The organism is Blautia sp. AF34-10 (assembly GCF_003477865.1).
Taxonomy (GTDB): domain Bacteria; phylum Bacillota; class Clostridia; order Lachnospirales; family Lachnospiraceae; genus Fusicatenibacter; species Fusicatenibacter saccharivorans.
In genome coordinates, this window is the sequence record NZ_QUED01000001.1 from 126022 (window position 1) to 143758 (window position 17737).

At 50.2% G+C, this 17737-nt stretch carries 14 protein-coding genes, 6 tRNA genes, 3 pseudogenes and 1 riboswitch; of the genes and pseudogenes, 3 read left to right on the plus strand and 20 right to left on the minus strand.

Features of this window, described 5'->3' with window-relative positions; all coding sequences use genetic code 11:
* Nucleotides 1-10 precede the first annotated feature (10 nt).
* From DWZ60_RS00600 to DWZ60_RS20525, 18 genes and pseudogenes are all read right to left on the minus strand, one after another.
* Nucleotides 11-83 (minus strand) — tRNA-Lys (locus tag DWZ60_RS00600).
* 18 nt (nucleotides 84-101) lie between these two features.
* Nucleotides 102-173 (minus strand) — tRNA-Gln (locus DWZ60_RS00605).
* Nucleotides 174-192: 19 nt separating this feature from the next.
* A tRNA-His gene (locus tag DWZ60_RS00610) sits at nucleotides 193-266 on the minus strand.
* A 46-nt stretch (nucleotides 267-312) separates the two neighbouring features.
* Nucleotides 313-386: transfer RNA gene (locus DWZ60_RS00615), tRNA-Arg, on the minus strand.
* A 26-nt stretch (nucleotides 387-412) separates the two neighbouring features.
* A tRNA-Gly gene (locus DWZ60_RS00620) sits at nucleotides 413-483 on the minus strand.
* Between the two features lie 6 nt (nucleotides 484-489).
* Nucleotides 490-563, minus strand: a tRNA-Pro gene (locus tag DWZ60_RS00625).
* Nucleotides 564-883: 320 nt separating this feature from the next.
* Nucleotides 884-1363 carry a metallophosphoesterase family protein gene (locus DWZ60_RS00630; RefSeq protein ID WP_055265863.1) on the minus strand — a complete coding sequence of 160 codons (480 nt, stop codon included), beginning with the start codon at nucleotides 1361-1363 and terminating at the stop codon, nucleotides 884-886.
* 20 nt (nucleotides 1364-1383) lie between these two features.
* Entirely contained in the window at nucleotides 1384-1986 is a 603-nt protein-coding gene (locus DWZ60_RS00635) for an XTP/dITP diphosphatase (RefSeq protein ID WP_117760504.1), read from the minus strand.
* 128 nt (nucleotides 1987-2114) lie between these two features.
* Nucleotides 2115-3845 carry a carbon starvation CstA family protein gene (locus DWZ60_RS00640; RefSeq protein ID WP_119221116.1) on the minus strand — a complete coding sequence of 577 codons (1731 nt, stop codon included), beginning with the start codon at nucleotides 3843-3845 and terminating at the stop codon, nucleotides 2115-2117.
* 44 nt (nucleotides 3846-3889) lie between these two features.
* The gene (locus DWZ60_RS00645; RefSeq protein WP_055219714.1) at nucleotides 3890-4414 is read right to left on the minus strand and encodes a hypothetical protein; all 525 of its coding nucleotides are present in this window, start codon (nucleotides 4412-4414) and stop codon (nucleotides 3890-3892) included.
* Nucleotides 4415-4575: 161 nt separating this feature from the next.
* Nucleotides 4576-5733 carry a THUMP domain-containing class I SAM-dependent RNA methyltransferase gene (locus tag DWZ60_RS00650; RefSeq protein WP_022462631.1) on the minus strand — a complete coding sequence of 386 codons (1158 nt, stop codon included), beginning with the start codon at nucleotides 5731-5733 and terminating at the stop codon, nucleotides 4576-4578.
* Between the two features lie 16 nt (nucleotides 5734-5749).
* Nucleotides 5750-6292 (minus strand): phosphodiesterase, encoded by a 543-nt coding sequence (yfcE, locus tag DWZ60_RS00655; RefSeq protein WP_022462632.1) that lies wholly within the window; start codon nucleotides 6290-6292, stop codon nucleotides 5750-5752.
* A gap of 106 nt (nucleotides 6293-6398) precedes the next feature.
* Nucleotides 6399-6716 (minus strand): rhodanese-like domain-containing protein, encoded by a 318-nt coding sequence (locus DWZ60_RS00660; RefSeq protein WP_022462633.1) that lies wholly within the window; start codon nucleotides 6714-6716, stop codon nucleotides 6399-6401.
* Between the two features lie 119 nt (nucleotides 6717-6835).
* Nucleotides 6836-7021, minus strand: a complete 186-nt coding sequence (locus DWZ60_RS00665; RefSeq protein ID WP_022462634.1) for a hypothetical protein — start codon at nucleotides 7019-7021, stop codon at nucleotides 6836-6838.
* Nucleotides 7018-7284, minus strand: a complete 267-nt coding sequence (locus DWZ60_RS00670; RefSeq protein ID WP_118742045.1) for a hypothetical protein — start codon at nucleotides 7282-7284, stop codon at nucleotides 7018-7020. The genes DWZ60_RS00665 and DWZ60_RS00670 overlap by 4 nt, the downstream gene beginning before the upstream one ends.
* Nucleotides 7285-7570: 286 nt before the next feature.
* A pseudogene (locus tag DWZ60_RS00675) lies at nucleotides 7571-8934 on the minus strand (alanine/glycine:cation symporter family protein).
* A gap of 209 nt (nucleotides 8935-9143) precedes the next feature.
* Nucleotides 9144-9234: riboswitch (glycine riboswitch) on the minus strand.
* A 311-nt stretch (nucleotides 9235-9545) separates the two neighbouring features.
* Nucleotides 9546-11255 carry an ABC transporter ATP-binding protein gene (locus tag DWZ60_RS00680; RefSeq protein WP_119221146.1) on the minus strand — a complete coding sequence of 570 codons (1710 nt, stop codon included), beginning with the start codon at nucleotides 11253-11255 and terminating at the stop codon, nucleotides 9546-9548.
* A 41-nt stretch (nucleotides 11256-11296) separates the two neighbouring features.
* A pseudogene (locus DWZ60_RS20525) lies at nucleotides 11297-13055 on the minus strand (ABC transporter ATP-binding protein).
* A gap of 137 nt (nucleotides 13056-13192) precedes the next feature.
* Between DWZ60_RS20525 and DWZ60_RS17675 the strand changes: the two are divergent.
* A complete protein-coding gene (locus DWZ60_RS17675; RefSeq protein WP_242998360.1) occupies nucleotides 13193-13363 on the plus strand; it encodes a helix-turn-helix domain-containing protein in 171 nt (56 codons plus the stop codon).
* A 50-nt stretch (nucleotides 13364-13413) separates the two neighbouring features.
* A complete protein-coding gene (locus tag DWZ60_RS00690; protein WP_243038159.1) occupies nucleotides 13414-14049 on the plus strand; it encodes a LysR family transcriptional regulator substrate-binding protein in 636 nt (211 codons plus the stop codon).
* Between the two features lie 76 nt (nucleotides 14050-14125).
* Here DWZ60_RS00690 and DWZ60_RS00695 read toward each other — a convergent pair whose 3' ends face one another.
* Nucleotides 14126-15367 carry an Nramp family divalent metal transporter gene (locus tag DWZ60_RS00695; RefSeq protein ID WP_118594598.1) on the minus strand — a complete coding sequence of 414 codons (1242 nt, stop codon included), beginning with the start codon at nucleotides 15365-15367 and terminating at the stop codon, nucleotides 14126-14128.
* A 216-nt stretch (nucleotides 15368-15583) separates the two neighbouring features.
* On the opposite strand from DWZ60_RS00695, the gene DWZ60_RS00700 reads away from it, so the two are divergent.
* On the plus strand, nucleotides 15584-16066 hold the full coding sequence (locus tag DWZ60_RS00700; protein WP_022462640.1) for a hypothetical protein: 483 nt from the start codon (nucleotides 15584-15586) through the stop codon (nucleotides 16064-16066).
* A gap of 282 nt (nucleotides 16067-16348) precedes the next feature.
* Here DWZ60_RS00700 and DWZ60_RS00705 read toward each other — a convergent pair.
* Nucleotides 16349-17730, minus strand: a pseudogene (locus DWZ60_RS00705) (uracil-xanthine permease family protein).
* Between the last annotated feature and the right edge of the window lie 7 nt (nucleotides 17731-17737).

Sequence of the window (17737 nt, forward strand, 5' to 3'; positions counted from 1 at the left end):
GGTTATTTAGTGAAGCATCGGGGATTCGAACCCCGGACAACTTGATTAAAAGTCAAGTGCTCTACCGACTGAGCTAATGCTCCGTATACTTTTGCATCCAACTGGGCTAGCTGGATTCGAACCAGCGAATGCAGCAGTCAAAGTGCTGTGCCTTACCGCTTGGCGATAGCCAATGTTTCGCCTTGCTGGCAGGGTGGATAAAGGGATTCGAACCCTTGGCCTCCAGAGCCACAATCTGGCGCGCTAACCAACTGCGCTATACCCACCATAATTACGACTTACAGTCTTTTTCACTATTTAATTTTAGTGAAGCGTGCTTGGAGGGATTCGAACCCCCGACCCACGGCTTAGAAGGCCGTTGCTCTATCCAACTGAGCTACAAGCACACAGCTTCTACAAAATTGTAGCAGCAAGCGGGTGATGGGAATCGAACCCACGTATCCAGCTTGGAAGGCTGGTGTTCTACCATTGAACTACACCCGCACGACATCGGGGTGACAGGATTCGAACCTGCGACCTCCTGGTCCCAAACCAGCGCTCTAGCCAAGCTGAGCCACACCCCGTAAACAAGGTTTCCCGATTTGCGTTTAACCCTTTCGCGCTCGACGCAAGATTTATTATATTACATTGTTTTCGGTTTGTCAACACTTTTTTTCATTTTTTTCAAAATGTTTTTTGTGTTGTTTTGTTCTCACCGGACAACAAAGAGATCTTATCATATCTTTTCTCATCTGTCAACACCTAAATTGTATTTTTTTGACAAACTTTTTAAGAATTAGTCAGAACCTGCTCCGGTACTACCCTGTTTTCTTTGGAATAGTCATGTTAGTTGCGATAATTCATTCGATTTTGGGCTGTTCTCCGCCCTTTTTCGACCCGTTTTTTAATCCAGATACTTGATTTCCACCGAAAGCTCATGCTCTTCGTTGATCGTCAGCATGGCATAGCTTGGTTTTCTTCCCATCTGACGCGGATACGTGAGGCTGCCCGGATTGACAATCCAGAGATTTCCACGCTTTTCTGCGACCGGCCGGTGCGTATGGCCGAACAGTACGATATCCACACCCCTGGAAAGCGCCTCCGCATAGATTCCCTCCAGGCCGAGCGATACGCCGTAGTTATGACCGTGTGTGATAAAGGCACGGTAATCATCAATGTTCACCTGAATCTCCGCCGGGAGGTTTGAAAACCAGTCGTTATTTCCCATGACCATATAGCACGGGCCGTTTACCTTGGATTTGATCAGGTCATCCATCCCTTCCACGTCACCGCAGTGGATCATGCCGTCGAACTCCTCACGTTCCATGGCCTCCTCGAGGTTATACATCCGTCCATGGGTATCGCTCACTATCAGAAATTTCATACTCATTCTCTTCCCTCTTCTTATTTCAAATATGATGCAATCTGTTCTTTCATCGCCGCCAGTGCTTTTCCTCTGTGGCTGACTGCGTTTTTCTCTTCCGGAGAAAGTTCTGCGGTCGTGCGGCTCATATCCGGCAGATAGAAAATCGGGTCATAGCCAAAACCGTTCTCCCCGCGTTCCTCGTAACCGATTTTTCCCTCGATCGTTCCTTTGGTGGTACAGACTGTTCCATCCGGGAAGGCGGCTGCAATCACACAGACGAATCGTGCCGTTCTTTTTTCCACCGGCACGCCCTCCAGGCGGTCAACGAGGCTCTGATTTTTGATGCGGTAGGACGTATCCTCTCCCATATATCTTGCCGAATAGACACCAGGCTCGCCGTTTAAGGCATCCACTTCCAGACCGGAGTCATCCGCCAGCACGATCATGTCGCCGTCTGTGCATCCGGCAACGGTCTGTGCTTTGATTTTTGCATTCTCCTCAAAGGTTTTGCCGTTCTCATCGATCTCGACCGAAATGCCGGCTTCTTTCATCGAATAAATTTCCACCGGCAGATCCGCAAGGATTTCACGGATTTCTTTCATTTTGCCGGCATTTCCTGTTGCAAATACAATTTTTTTCATAACCGTTTTCCTTCTTTCACGCTGAAATAACTTGCGATCATTATACCGTATGTGTGACGCAAACACAAGAACCCTGTCACAAAAAAAGACCCCCGTTTTATCCGGGAGCCTTTTTTTGTAATCACACATTATTTTGCTTTTTTCTGATTTGCCAGAGTCTTGAATCCATCGAAAGCCAGGATCAGCGCCAGGATGACAAGCAGGCCTGCCAGCACGATACGTGCTACGCACCAGCCGATGCCAACGCCTGCGCCAAGGCCCTTGAAGTTTGCGATCAGGGTCTGTACAAGGGATGTGATGGTTACGATCAGCATGAATACCATCGGGAACAGGAACATTTTGTTGTTTTTGCCGACTTTTCCGAGCCAGGTGGCAACAGCAAGAAGTCCGATGGCTGCCAGCAGCTGGTTGGATGCACCGAACAGCGGCCAGATTTTGGAATAACCGGTCAGGCCAAGGCCGATGCCGAGTACTACGGTGATAACGGTTGATACAACCGGATTGGTCAGAACGGCTTTGTAGCCGGTTGCCTCTTTGTAAGTCTGTCCCGGCTCAAGCCAGAACTCCTGGAACATGTATCTTGCCAGACGGGTTGCGGTATCCAGAGAAGTCAGGCAGAATACCGATACAGTCAGAACCAGCAGAGAGTACAGTACATGAGTCGATCCGCCAAGTCCCGGAATGGTTGCTACCATCTCGGAGATACCGGTTGCAAATACAGCGGTCGGAACAACGGTGGTTCCGTCTGCGTATCTGGACCAGATGTAGCCGACTGCACACAGAGATACAATCGCAAGCGCACACTCAATCAGCATACCGCCGTATGCGATCGGGCGGGCATTTTTCTCATTGTCAAGCTGTTTCGATGTAGTTCCTGAACCAACGAGTGAATGGAATCCGGAAATTGCTCCGCAGGCGATGGTTACGAACAGGGCCGGGAACATAAATCCAAGAGAACTTCCGGTCGGAGCCAGCGTATCTTTGAATCCGGTGAATGCCGGGATATCCAGGGATGCATGGCCCATCAGAGCACTTCCGATGACACCGACAGCGGCTACGATCATCATGAAGTACAGAAGGAAGGAGCTTAAGTAGTCACGCGGCTGAAGCAGAATCCAGACCGGTGCAACAGAAGCTACGGTGATATAGATACCAACGATTACCATCCATGCTGTCTCAGAGAGATAGATCGGATGGAAGTTTAATCCAACAACAACGCAGACAACGATAGCTACAACGCCTGCGATGGTGGAAACGCCAAGAGATACATTTTTTCTGTATACCATGAAGCCGAACACAACAGCAAGTACGATAAACAGAATGGAAATCATAGCGGTTGTTGCATTTGCAGAACTTGCTGCCACATCGACAGCGCCGCTCTCGGTATAGGCTGCCTTGAAGGTATTGGCAACGATGGAACCGAAGGCTGCAACAACAAGAATCAGGGTCAGGTAAGCGAAAACGATAAAGAGTTTTTTCGCTTTACTTCCCATGGTGTCTGCGATAACCTCGCCGATGGACTGTCCTTTGTGGCGCAGGGATGCAAACAGTGCGCCGTAATCATGAACGCCTCCAAAGAAGATACCGCCGATGAGTACCCATAAAAGAACCGGAACCCATCCAAAGACAGCGGCCTGAATCGGTCCGTTGATCGGGCCTGCGCCTGCGATGGATGAGAAGTGATGTCCCATTAAGACAGGAGCTTTGGCAGGAACGTAGTCCACACCGTCCTCCTCGGTGAATGCAGGGGTTTTCCGTTTCGGATCAACGCCCCACTGCCCGGCAAGCCATTTTCCGTAGAATACGTATCCGGCGATCAGAATGCCGATTCCGACAACCAGTACAAGAATACTATTCATTTGTTTTTTCCTCCCTCTTTTTGGTAGAATAAATTTATAGATAACTAAGACCGGAACATCTTAGCATATCCCTTTACCAATTCCCAAGCCGCCCGGTTTCCAAACACTTTCTGTTCTGCCGTATCAAAGACGAGCAGCCGCACCTGACAGTAGCCTCTCAAAGAAAACCGGTAATTTTTATAATACTTATATTTTCGGATTTTCTTCTTTACGCTGTCCGCAACCGGTTTGTCCGCAAAAAAAATACCGGTGACCAGCGTGTACATGTGGTCGGTATCCGGTACTTCCTTCCCCTCGCGAACCACCTTTGGCTCTATCCATTCTGTCAGGTCCGTCAGAAATGTTTCGACGTCCTGGTCGTTCAGTTCTTCCACCGCTTTAAAATACGCATGCTCATGACAGCTGATCCTCCACAGCTCTGCTTTCTTTGAGAGCACGTATTTTGCGCCGCTCTCGTGGTAGCTTGCACAGGCATCGTATGTATGGCCGTTTACTTCGGACGGCTTTACGATATCGTAGCTCCTCTCGTAGGAATGCAGCAGCCTGTCTCTGATCTCCTGTCCGTTCATGGTTTCCTCCGCTTGATGAAAAAATTTCGCATGAGGACAGTTTAGCACAGTAGTGCAGTGATTTCAAGAAAATATTAAACTTTTCTAAAATTCTTCTTTTAATTTTTGTTATCAAAAAGGAGCAACGCCAAAAATCATTCGGCATTGCTCCTCCATTTGTATTATTTCTGTTCTTTTTCCCGGCGCGGCGGCTTCGGTCCCGCGTACTGGTAAAAGTAGGTTTTCAGCATTCCATTGTAAATTTTACGGTTTTTATCCGCCTTTTTGCCGAGATACCGCTCGGCATCCTCGTAGCTCGTGATCAGATACATCGACCAGGAATCGAGAGCGCGGTACCGCTCTCCTAATGTCTGATACAGGGCCGGAAGATCTTTTTTGTCCTCCAGGCGCTCACCGTACGGCGGGTTGGTAATCAGAAAACCGTATTTTTTCGGGTGCGACAGCTCGGCAACCGGACGCTGCTGGAAATGGATCAGGTGATCCACACCGGCCAGCTTTGCGTTCTCTCTGGCACTCTTGATGACATCTCCGTCGATATCAAAGCCCTGAATATCTGTCTCAATATCGTTCCGGATCCGGTAGCGTGCATCCTCCGCCGCATCCATCCAGCATTTTTTCGGCACGAGGTGCGTCCACTGCTCCGCAAGGAAAGAACGGTTGAGACCCGGTGCAATATCGGCCGCCATCATGGCCGCCTCGATCGGGAACGTACCGCTTCCGCAGAACGGATCGACAAGAATCCGGTCACCCTTCCACGGAGTCAGCATGATAAGTGCTGCGGCAAGGGTCTCGGTGATCGGCGCTTTCGCGGTCAGCTTGCGGTAGCCTCTCTTATGAAGGGAAACGCCGGAGGTATCGAGTCCGATCGTAACCTCGTCTTTTAAAATCGAAACACGGATCGGGTACTGTGCACCGTCCTCCGGGAACCACTCCATGTGGTAGACCTGTTTCAATCGCTCGACAATCGCTTTTTTCATAATCGACTGGATATCGGACGGGCTGAAGAGCTTACTCTTGATGGAGTTTGCCTTCGTTACCCAGAACTTTCCGTTTTTCGGGATAAATTTCTCCCACGGGAGCGCTTTTGTCGCTTCAAAGAGTTCATCGTACGTTTCGGCGTGGACCTGTCCTACTTTGAGCAGGATACGCTCGGTCGTGCGAAGGAACAGGTTGGCGTAGGCGATTCCCTCTGCATCTGCAAGAAACGTTACTTTTCCATCCTCCACGCGCTCGATTTCGTAGCCGAGGTCGAGGATTTCACGTTTCATCACCGCCTCCAGGCCGAAGTGGCACGGGGCGATCAGTTCATATAATTCCATACTCTCCCGTCCCCTCTTATAATGTGAGCTGTTTTACGACGGTGCCGTCAAAGCCTTTGATCGTAAATACGCCGTCCTCGAGGATTGCATAGGTCGGGATATTGCCCTCTTTCGGCAGAGATACAGAACCCGGGTTCAGAAAGGTGTGTGCGCCTTTTTTCTCGGCACGCAGGACGTGGGTATGGCCGTACAGGAAGATATCTCCATCCATCAGCGGCGGCAGATTCTGCTCATTGTAGATGTGGCCATGGCTCATATAGAAGGTATGGCCTCCCTCGATCAGGATGCCGTAATCTGCCAGCACCGGGAACTCCAGTACCATCTGATCTACTTCTGCGTCGCAGTTTCCGCGCACGTTGGTGAGGTACTGTTTTTTCTCATTCAACATGGCGATGACCTGTTTCGGTGCGTATTCTTTTGGAAGATCGTTTCTCGGGCCGTGATAGAGAAGGTCGCCTAACAGAAACAGGCGGCTTGCGCCCTCTGCCTCGAAGGCTTCCAGCATTTTTCTGCAGTAATAGGCAGAACCGTGAATATCAGATGCAAACATGTATTTCATATCGTGATCTCTCTTTCGTTTTGTGGTTTGGTTTTGTATTGTTTTCTGTTTCATCTTACCGTATCTTTTCCCGCTTGACAAGAAGAAATGTTGGATTGCCGCCCCCTTACAGTTCTTCTCCCGCCACCAGATATCGTCCGCGGTATGCATGCATTCCGCCGATGACCGTTTTGACCTCGTATCCGTTCTCCGCCAGCCGCTTTCCCTCCGCCATGCTCGCGGCACCCCGCTCACAGCAGATCACAAGAATTTTGTCCCGCGGCAGACAGACCCGTTCGAGCAGATGGTCATAGGGAAGATTCACCGCTCCTTTCACATGCCCTTTTTCGTATTCCCGCCGGTTCCGCACATCGATGATCATCGCCCACGGTTTTCCCACGTACCAGTCCAGCTGGTCTGCCGCCAGCAGTGTCATGCCTGCCATATCCTGGTCCCCCTCTCCGGATCTGACTTTCTCTCCTGTTTTATATGTATGCAGAAACCGGCGGCAGAGTCCGTATGGGACCCTCCGCCGGCTTTTTCTGCCGGAATCCCAAGGTTTACTTAGTATTTTTCATACTCATCCTTCTCGTCCTGCTCCCGGTTCTGCTGACCGTAGGATGACATCTCACGGTCTTTCACATGATTGCAGTCTCTGCTGTTCTTCTGGTTTTTGCTGTATTCGCTTTTCTCGTATCCGTTTTTGCTGTACTCGTTTTTGCTGTATTCATTTTTGCTGTTTCTGGTCATAATCTTGCTTCCTCCTGAATGTTTTTTTGTCCTGCGACATCCTTTAGTATCGCTTTTTCCGCGCAGATTATGCATCCAGAACCCTGTTTTTCCACGGTATCTGTTCCAAAGTGGGGAATGCAAGCCCAAAAATACAGTGTTTTTCCTGCTTTCGGACCACTGCTTTCCAAATTGTGGTAATTTTTTCCAACTTTTGAATTTCGATGTTGCTTTTTCCCGTTATCTGTATTATAATCAATTTTGTAAAAGAATTTACCCTTCATAAATTTTTTTACAATTAATAACCCCTTATTAATTATTTATACTCCCCTTGAAAGACCGGTAGCTCCCCTGCCGGTCTTTCTTTTTGCAATTATTCAGAGCCATGCAAAATTTCAAGAAGAACTGTGAGTCATGCTCGCATGAACGAACAGTTCTTCTTGAAATTTTATATGGCGAGAAGCCACATCGAGATGCAGCGCAGCGGAATCGAGATGTGGCTCTGAATAATTGCAAAAGGAAAGTCTGCATCAGCAGACTTTCCTCCTTTTTCCCGTTCTGTATATATGATTAGAATTCTACTTTTTCACCTTTTGCCGCTTTTGCTACGGTTCCTGCGAGGACGATCAACGCCATGAGGTTTGGAATTACCATCAGGCCGTTAAAGAGGTCTGACAGGTTCCATACGAGATCCACTTTCAGCAGAGAGCCGAGGAAAACGAACACAACGACGATCAGCGAGAACGGAACGACTGCTTTCTTTCCGAACAGATACTGTACGTTCTGTCTTGCGAAGAAGTACCATCCGACGATGGTCGAGAATGCAAAGAACAGAAGACAGATCGCTACGAACGCCGGTCCGAAGCCTTTGAGGCCGGTTCGGAATGCCGCCTGTGCGACCGGGGTTCCTTTAACACCGGTACTCATCATCTCTTCCAGAACGCCGGAAGAAAGAATAACGAGAGCGGTCATGGTCAGGACAACGAAGGTATCAATAAAGACACCAATCATCGCTACTTCACCCTGATCCTCCGGGTTCTCGACATCGGCAATCGCATGGGCATGCGGGGTGGAACCCATACCGGCTTCATTAGAGAAGAGGCCTCGGGCAACACCGTAACGCATGGCTTTCCGCACGGTAATACCGGCTGCTGCACCAAATACGGCGTCCGGACGGAATGCACAGATAAAGATCGAGCAATCGCTGACGGCACATGCTGGATGTTGATCAGAATAACAACAAGGGCTCCGACGAGATACAGTGCTGCCATCACCGGAACAACTTTTTCGGTGAAGGATGCGATACGGGAGATACCTCCGATGAAAATGAATGCGGCGAGAACGGCTACAATCACACCCATCACCCATTTCGGTACGGAAAATGCGGTGTAGAACGCATCACTGATGGAGTTCGACTGTACCATATTTCCCATAAAGCCAAGTGCCAGAATAACGGCTACGGCAAAGAAGCCTGCCAGTGCTTTTCCAAACGTTCCCTTGAATGCGTGGGTAATGTAGTAAACCGGTCCTCCGATGACTTCTCCGCTCTCATCGCGGCGTTTGGAGATCTGCGCGAGATACGCCTCGCCGTAGATCGTTGCCATGCCGAAGAACGCAGCAAGCCACATCCAGAAGATGGCTCCCGGGCCGCCGGATACGAGTGCGGTCGCACATCCTGCGATGTTTCCGGTTCCGACCTGTGCGGCGATCGCTGTTGCAAGTGCCTGGAAGGAAGTCATGCCGTCTTTTCCGGCCTTCTTACCCTTTAACGAGAAACCGCCGAAGACGCGGTTCCACGCGGTCTTAAACTTTCTTACCTGTACAAAGCGGGTCCGAACAGAGAAATAAACTCCCGTACCTACCAGCAGAAACAGCAGTACGCTGTTCCAGAGCACATCACTGATCTGCGCAATTGCCTGATTCAATGCATCCATTTTCTTTTCTCCCTTTCCATTCGACGTATGGTCTGAACGATGTGGATCACACATCCGCACCGTTTTGAGAAAAAAAATACCATCTCCTGCGGAATTTTTCCTGCAGAACATGGCTCTGATTGAAAAATACAGCAAAAAACCGCGCTTCCGGAATTTTTTCGTTTCTGCGCACCGCTTTTTTTGTTCCGCGGCTGTTTTTCTTCTGTATCTTTTTTGACTCTGTCCTTTTGCCTGAGAGATTCTGCATCGCTGCATTGCACCTTCGGCACTCTTTTCAAGAGCTTCTCCAGAGACCACTCCGTTTTTAGTCCTCGCCGTCTCCCGTCCGTTCTTGTTTTAAGAAGAGAACCAGCACCTGAAAGTTTTACTTCTTCGGTCGTGCACCTTTCGAAAATTAAATTTCCAAAGGCTCTCCGCACATTTTCTAAAAACTTCTACGTCTTTTTTTATTTTTGTAAAACTATAGCACCTGTGATAGGATTCGTCAATACCCCATGCCGTATTTTTTTCAGAATATTGCAAAAACATATAAAAAATCAGCAGATCTGAGCGCGCACGCCTCAAAATCGCATGCGCGGCACAGATCTGCTGTTCTCTTTTCCAAATATCTTTTATGACGCCTGGAACTGGCTGTTGTACAGATTGTAGTAGAAGCCTTTCTTCTCAAGAAGCTCCTCATGGCGTCCCTGCTCGATGATCTTTCCGTCTTTCATGACGAGGATCAGCGAAGCGTTGCGGATCGTGGACAGACGGTGGGCAACGACGAAACTCGTTCTGCCCTGCATCAGCTTGTCAAACGCCTCCTGAACCTGCAGTTCGGTACGGGTATCGATGCTGGAGGTCGCCTCGTCGAGGATCAGCATCGGCGGCAGGCAGAGCATGACACGGGTGATACAGAGAAGCTGTTTCTGACCCTGGCTGATGCTGTCTTCGCTGAGAACCGTGTCAAGCCCCTTCGGCAGACGCTTGATAAACTCCCAGCTGTGTGCCTCTTTGGCCGCATTGACAATCTCCTCTTCCGTCGCATCCGGCTTTCCGAAGCTGATGTTGTCGCGCACGGTTCCCTGTTTGATCCAGGTATCCTGCAGCACCATACCAAAACAGCTGCGGAGCGCATGGCGGGACAGTTCGTCGATCGGCTTTCCGTCGATGCAGACCTTCCCGGCATCGACATCATAGAAGCGCATCAGCAGGTTGATAAACGTCGTCTTTCCGCATCCGGTCGGGCCGACAATGGCAACACGCATGCCCGGCTGTACGTCAAGATTAAAGTTCTCGATCAGTTTTTTCTCTTTATCATAACTGAATGCTACATCATCGATCGTCACATTTCCTGTCACGGTATCGATCGTTCCGGCCGGGTCTGCGCTTTCCTCTTTCTCTTCCAGAAGAGCAAAGATACGGTCTGCGCAGGCAAGCGCGTTCTGCATCTCGGTGATAACGGAACTGATATCATTGAACGGTTTCATATACTGATTTGCGTACGACAGCAGAACGGAAAGTCCGCCGACGGTCAGCGCGCCGCCCGGGATCATGAAAGCTCCCACAAGGGCAACACCGGCATAGATCACGTTGTTGACAAAACGGGTGGACGGGTTCGTTAAGGAACTGTAGAACACGGCCTGCTGGCTGTATTTCTGCAGATCTTTGTTGATCTCTGCAAAACGCTCGGAAGCTTTTTCCTCATAGCCGAACGCTTTGACTACTTTCTGGTTTCCGATCATCTCATCGATGAGTGCGGTCTGTTTTCCTCTCGTCTCACTCTGTTTCTGGAACATTTTGAACGAGCGGCCGGAAATAAATTTTGCCACGAAGAAGCTCAGAGGTGTCAGGCAGATCACAAGAAGGGTGATCCATACGTTCTTCGAGAACATGAAAAACAGTGTCACAATAATGGTTACGATGCCGGAGAACAGCTGCGTAAAGCCAAGCAGAAGACCGTCCGATAAGATATCGGTATCTGCGATAACACGGCTTACGATGTCTCCGGAGCTGTGCTGATCCAGATAGGACAGCGGCAGCACCTGGATATGACGGATCGCCTGGGAACGAAGGTCGCGCACGATGCGGTACGTCATACGGTTGTTGATCAGGTTCATGATCCATGCGGAAAGTGCGGAAACGAGGGTGAAGAATACGATTCGTTTCAGATAGAACCACATCTCCGGGAAATTGACCTGGTGGGCTGCAACGACCTCATCGATCGCATCGCCGAACAGGATCGGAATATAAAGCTGTAAAATAACGGTAACCGCAGCCAGGACAATACTAAGGCCTAAGAAAATTTTATAATTTCCGATAAACGCCATCAGCTTTTTCATGACCTGCATGCCGCTTTTTCCGGACTTGTTTTCTGTCTTTTTCATGCGATCACCCCGCTTTCGTTGTTATAAGCTGCACGCTCTTCCGGGAACTGGGAGAAGTAAATCTCGCGGTAAACCTCGCAGGTTTTCATCAGCTCGTCGTGTGTGCCGTTTCCTTCGAGCGTACCATTTCCAAGAACGAGGATCTGGTCTGCCTGACGGATGCCGGCGATTCGCTGGGATACGAGGAAGGTTGTCGTGTTTCCTTCGAGATTGTGGACGGCTTTGCGGAGTTTTGCATCCGTTGCAAAGTCAAGCGCACTCGAGCTGTCGTCCAGAATCAGGATTTCCGGTTTTTTTACCAGCGCACGCGCAATAGAAAGACGCTGTTTCTGTCCGCCGGAGAGGTTCTTTCCGTTCTGCTCCAGCATAAAATCGAGCTGATCCTGTTTGCCTTCTACGACTTCTTTCGCCTGGGCTGTGGTGAGCGCCTCCCAGATTTCTGCATCGGTGGCGTCCTCTTTGCCCCACCTCATATTGTCGCGGATGCTGCCTTTAAAGAGCACTGCTCTCTGCTGAACAACACCGACTTTATTGCAGAGCTCTTCTTTCGTGTAATTCTTTACATTCTCGCCGTCTACCATGACGTCACCGCTGGTCGCATCGTAGAAACGGGAAATCAGGCTGACCAGCGTCGATTTTCCGCTTCCGGTACCGCCGATGATTCCGATGGTCTGTCCGCGTTTTGCGGTAAAGCTGATATCCGATAAGCTCTCTGCGCCGGCTCCTGCATAGGTGAAGCTGACATTTTTAAATGTAACAGCTGCATCGCCAGTTACTTTCTTTGCAGCGCCGCCTTTTGCCGGGTAGTTCATGGTTGTCGGAACCGCCAGTACGCCGGAGACACGCTCTGCACAGGCAACGGATTTGTTTAAGGTGATGATGAGCGATGCCAGTTTGATCAGTTCCACGATGATCTGCAGCATGTAGTTGTAAAGTGCGACAACCTGTCCCTGCTGCATACTGCCGATGTTAACCTGAAGCCTGCCTGCCAGATCAGGACAACGGCTGCGATGTTGATGAGGACATAGGTCAGCGGATTTAACAGTGCGGAAATTTTTCCGACAAACTCGTTCAGACAAGTCAGCTCATCGTTGCTCTTTTCGAAATCGGCAACAGACTGCTCCTCACGGCAGAACGCACGGATGACACGGACACCGTTCAGATTTTCTCTTGTCATTCCGGTGACGCGGTCGAGTGCCGCCTGTACCTTTTTGAACAGCGGGATGCTGACCAGCATAATGCCGAATACAGCAACGAACAGGATCGGAATAGTAACCAGGAATACGATGGCACATTTTACGTTGACGGTAAATGCCATCACAACGGAACCGAATACGATAAACGGACTCCGCAGCAGCAGACGCAGACCCATGTTGATTCCGTTCTGCACCTGGTTGATATCGTTGATCAGACGGGTGATCAGCGTATCGGTTCCAATGGTATCCAGCTCCGTAAAGGACAGAGCCTGGATGTGGTCAAAGACCGCCTGGCGAAGCTCGGTTGCACAGCCGACGCTCGCTTTTGCCGCGAAATACTGCGCGGTGAAGCTGCAGCAAAGTCCGACTGCCGCCATCAGAACGAGGATTCCAAAACGGCTGACGATGTACGGACGGTTATTGCCTGCGATACCCACATCGATGATCTGGCAACAACCATCGGCACCAGAAGGTCGAATACGACTTCCAGAAGCTTGAACAAAGGAGCGATGATGCTCTCTTTTTTGTAGTGCTTCAAGTAGACTCCAAGACTTTTCATCTTCTTTTTCACTCTCCATTTCTTTGTTTCTTGACATTGACAGTATAATCTCATATGATTAATACGAATAGTATTGTTTTTATAGCTTAGTGATACAATTTTAATATCATAGATAATTTCACGAAAGGAAGTCTCTTATGGAACTGCGCCAGCTTGAATATTTCCGCGTCATCGCCGAAACCGAAAGCATTCACGAGGCCGCCCGCCGCCTCAATATGTCCCAGCCGCCGCTCAGTTATCAGTTAAAGCAGCTGGAAGCCGAACTGAACGTCACTTTATTTGAACGCACCCGCCAGGCGTCCGCCTGACCGAAGCCGGAAAACTGCTGTACGACCGCTCCGCCAACCTGCTCGAGTACGTGAAATCGACGGAGCTTGAGGTCGCAAAGGTCGGCAAAAAGCGGGTTCTGCGCCTCGGCATCACACCGACCACCGTTGCGACGATCATGCCGTGCGTCTCGCTTTTTTCCCGCCGCAATCCCGATGTTAACTTCGAGGTGCACGACGGCATCACCTACACGCTGTACCGCTATCTGATGGACGGCATCATCGACATTTCCATCGCCCGCACGCCGCTGCGGCTCGACGATGTAGACTATAAAATTTTAAGCTCTGAACCTATGATTGCCGTTTCTTCAAAAGATATGCTTCCCGAGAAGAACGGATCGCTAAAGCTCCCGGATCTTTTGAATATTCCGCTCATCATCTACCGCCGGTATGAGGCGCTCATCATGGATGCGTTCCACTCGCGCGGCATGGAGCCCGATCTTTTCTGCGTCTGCGACGATCCCCGCGGCGCGATGCTCTGGGCAAAGGAAGGCCTTGCCACTGCCATTTTCCCGCAGTCCATGAGCTCTCTCTGCCAGGGACTCCGCATCCAGCCGCTCGCAGAAAGCGACCTGGAAACGCAGATCGCCGTGATCTGGAAAAAGGGGCGGAAACTCTCTCCGCTTCTGCAGGACTTTGTCGATGCCTGCATGGAGAGCATATTATAATAGAAGAAGTCCGCTGCGCCGGTCTCTTTTTCAGGGATCAGCACAGCGGACTTCTTTTTTTTATTTCTCATTCTTTTTACTGCACAAACAGCAGCGCGATATTCAGCAGTGTCACAATCACCGCAATCGCAAACAGGGCAATTTTCAGCTGCAGACTGTTCGCGTATTTTCCCATGACTTTTTTCGAGGACGTCAGATAAATCTGTGTAAATACCGTAATCGGGAGCTGCATTCCAAGGAACATCTGTGAATAGAGAAGGCCCTGGAACGGGGAATCAATCAGAAGAATGACCGCTGCGGCCGGGATCATGGTAAGAAGGATTCCCCAGCGTGTCTCCTTACTCTTGATCTCATACGGCTTGTTAAAAATCCCCGAAAAAATCGTTCCGCCCGCCATTCCCGCGGTGATGCTCGATGAAATTCCGGCGAGCAGAAGCGCTGCTGCAAAAATCACCGATGCGGCATTTCCAAGGAGAGGTGTCAGCATCTTTCCCGCCGTTGCGAGATCATCCACCTGCTTTGCATTCTGCGGCTGGAAAAACGTTGCGGCCGCCATCAGGATCATTGCACTGTTGATGGCCCATCCGATGATCATAGAAAACAGGGTGTCTTTGAACTCATACTTTAACTGGCGCGCAATCACCTCATCATCCTCAAGATTCCACTGGCGGCTCTGAATAATTTCCGAGTGGAGAAACAGGTTGTGCGGCATGACGACCGCACCGAGGACGCTTAAGATGACCGGCATTGAGTGCTCTGGAAACGACGGTTTTACCCAGCCGACAGCCGCCTGCGCCCAGTCGATATCGGCGATCCAGACCTCGAAGAGGAACGAAAAGCCAATCAGCGAGACAAACACAATGATCAGTTTTTCAATCCGTTTGTAAGCACTTGTAAACTCACAGATCAGAACCAGCACGAGAATCATCATGCTGCCGAGCTTGATCGGAATGCCGAACAGCATCTGGAGCGCAATCGCACCGCCGAGGATCTCCGCCATTGCGGTCGCCACCGCTGCCATCATCGCCGTCGCAAGAATCGTGTTTTTCAGCCACGCAGGCAGATAGAGGCTCGCCGCCTCCGAGAGGCACTTTCCCGTGACAATGCCGAGATGCGCCGCATTGTGCTGCAGAAAAATCAGCATGATCGTGGACAGGGTGACCATCCACAGAAGCTCGTAGCCGTAACCCGATCCGGCGGCAATGTTGGATGCCCAGTTTCCCGGGTCGATAAAACCGACCGTGACAAGAAGTCCCGGGCCGAGATAGCGGAGAAAATTCATGCCCGCCGTCTCTTTTCGTTTTCGATTTTGTTTCATATTCTTTCCTTTCTGACAATTTGATGCGGAACCGGCCCATCCAAGACCGGCAGAAATCGTTTTGTTGTGGTTTTGGCTGCTTTAGTTAGTTGCAACTAACTGCATTGTACATGGGATTTTTCAAAAAGTCAAATCCTGTTTTCTCTTTCTTGTGCTTCACCGTCCACTGTGCTACAATAAAACTGCTTATTTTGAACTAAAAGGAGAATTTTTATCATGATACGACTTGCCGTCCCGGAGGATTTTACTTCGCTCATGTCAATCTATGCGTACGCCCGCTCTTTTATGCAGGAAACCGGAAATCCGAATCAGTGGGGAAACCATTTTCCGCCGGAGGAGCTGATTCACAACAGAATCCGTGACAAACAGCTTTTTGTCCTGGAAGAAAACGGCACGCTGCACGGCGCGTTTGCCTTCATCATCGGTGAGGATCCGACGTATCTGCAGATCGACGACGGCTCCTGGCTCTCCGATGCGCCGTATGGCACGATCCACCAGGTTGCCTCAGACGGAACAATCCACGGATTTTTCTCCCAGATCGTCGATTACTGCTGGACACAGATCCCGCACCTGCGCGTCGATACGCATACGGACAATCAAATCATGCAGCATCTGATCCAGAAAAACGGATTTGAACGGCGCGGCATCATCTACGTGCTGAACCACTCTCCGCGGATTGCGTTTGAGCGCGTAAAATAAAACACCAAACGAAAACACCGGATCGTCACCGCTTCGCAGACTTTTCAGCCGCGGAATCACCGTTGGATCCAGGTAATATAAGGATCCGACGACCTGTCCCATCATCCCCTTTTTCGATCTTTCGTGTGTCATTTTTTTACCAACCTTACATCTTCTTACTCTTCAGTATACACTTGCCCGTACCGAAATACAAAGAAAATCCGCTTTTTCCCCTCTGTTTCTGCACATTCCTTTGTGCAGAATACAGATGCAGAAAAAACGGATTTTCTTTTGCATTTTTCTTTATGCGTGGATTCCTCTGTTCTCGTCCCCGGACTCGTTTACGCCGAATTCGTAATCATTGCCCGGCAGAATCATGTTCAGCAGGATTCCTGCGATGGCTGCAATGGCAAGTGCAGTCAGGGTGACGGTCGTTCCGCCGATCGTAAAGGAGAGACCGTTGCTGAAGCCCAGTCCGCAGACAAAGATGACGCCCGCGATGATCAGGTTTCTCGATTTGGTCAGGTCTACTTTATTCTCTACCACGTTGCGCACACCGATGGCAGAAATCATACCGTACAGCATGAAGCTGACGCCTCCGATGATAGAGGACGGCATGGTGCTGATGAGTGCCGATACCTCGGAATGAAGCTGACGATAATCGCAAAGACTGCGGCAATACGGATGACTCTCGGGTCATGTACGCGGCTCAATTCCAGAACGCCGGTGTTCTCGCCGTACGTCGTGTTGGCCGGTCCGCCGATGAAACCTGCCATTGCGGTTGCAAGACCATCACCGAGCAGGGTTCTATGCAGGCCCGGATCAGAAAGGAAGTTCTCTCCTACGGTTGCAGAGATCGCCGACATATCACCGACATGCTCCATCATGGTCGCGATCGCGATCGGTGCCATGATCATAATGCTGGTCAGATCGAATTTGCAGAGCTGCAGCGGCGGAAGTCCGACGATGCCTGCCTGTGCAACCGGCGCAAAGTTGATGATCACGGATCCGTCCGGATTTTTGATGCCGAGTGCATTCAGGACAACTGCCACAGCGTAGGCAATCACAACGCCCATCAGAATCGGAATGATTTTGAGCATTCCTTTTCCCCAGATGTTGAAAATGATGATGACTGCCAGCGCAACCAGTGCCAGGAACCAGTTCGTCGAAGCATTATTAATGGCGGAACCAGCAAGGCTGAGGCCAATGCAGATGATAACCGGACCTGTGACAACCGGCGGCAGGTAGCGCATCACGCGTTTGACACCGACCATGCGGATGATCAAGGCAAAAATCAGGTACAGAAGACCTGCTACCACAATACCTCCGCAGGCATAGGCTGCCTTGTCGTTGACACTCATGCTGGCATATTTTCCGGTATTCAGGTTTGCAACAGCGGCGAAACCGCTTAAGAATGCAAACGAAGAACCAAGAAATGCCGGTACTTTAAATTTCGCGCACAGATGAAACAGCAGGGTTCCAAAGCCGGCGCAGAACAGTGTGACGGATACGGTAAGACCGCGGGACGGCCCCTCGCCGCATGCGTCTACAAAGTAGCTGTTTACCAGAATCGGCACCAGAATGGTTGCACCGAACATGGCAAACATGTGCTGCAATCCGAGAATCAGCATTTTAGGAATACCGAGCTTTCTCGCATCGCGGATGACTCCATTAGACTCGTTCATACGTCTC

Bases quoted from the DNA above. Each gene is read 5' to 3' on its own strand.
- DWZ60_RS00630 (WP_055265863.1), bottom strand. From the start codon at position 1,363: ATGAAATTTCTGATAGTGAGCGATACCCATGGACGGATGTATAACCTC.
- DWZ60_RS00635 (WP_117760504.1), bottom strand. From the start codon at position 1,986: ATGAAAAAAATTGTATTTGCAACAGGAAATGCCGGCAAAATGAAAGAA.
- DWZ60_RS00640 (WP_119221116.1), bottom strand. From the start codon at position 3,845: ATGAATAGTATTCTTGTACTGGTTGTCGGAATCGGCATTCTGATCGCC.
- DWZ60_RS00645 (WP_055219714.1), bottom strand. From the start codon at position 4,414: ATGAACGGACAGGAGATCAGAGACAGGCTGCTGCATTCCTACGAGAGG.
- DWZ60_RS00650 (WP_022462631.1), bottom strand. From the start codon at position 5,733: ATGGAATTATATGAACTGATCGCCCCGTGCCACTTCGGCCTGGAGGCG.
- yfcE (WP_022462632.1), bottom strand. From the start codon at position 6,292: ATGAAATACATGTTTGCATCTGATATTCACGGTTCTGCCTATTACTGC.
- DWZ60_RS00660 (WP_022462633.1), bottom strand. From the start codon at position 6,716: ATGGCAGGCATGACACTGCTGGCGGCAGACCAGCTGGACTGGTACGTG.
- DWZ60_RS00665 (WP_022462634.1), bottom strand. From the start codon at position 7,021: ATGACCAGAAACAGCAAAAATGAATACAGCAAAAACGAGTACAGCAAA.
- DWZ60_RS00670 (WP_118742045.1), bottom strand. From the start codon at position 7,284: ATGAAGGGTAAATTCTTTTACAAAATTGATTATAATACAGATAACGGG.
- DWZ60_RS00680 (WP_119221146.1), bottom strand. From the start codon at position 11,255: ATGAAAAAGCTGATGGCGTTTATCGGAAATTATAAAATTTTCTTAGGC.
- DWZ60_RS17675 (WP_242998360.1), top strand. From the start codon at position 13,193: ATGGAACTGCGCCAGCTTGAATATTTCCGCGTCATCGCCGAAACCGAA.
- DWZ60_RS00695 (WP_118594598.1), bottom strand. From the start codon at position 15,367: ATGAAACAAAATCGAAAACGAAAAGAGACGGCGGGCATGAATTTTCTC.
- DWZ60_RS00700 (WP_022462640.1), top strand. From the start codon at position 15,584: ATGATACGACTTGCCGTCCCGGAGGATTTTACTTCGCTCATGTCAATC.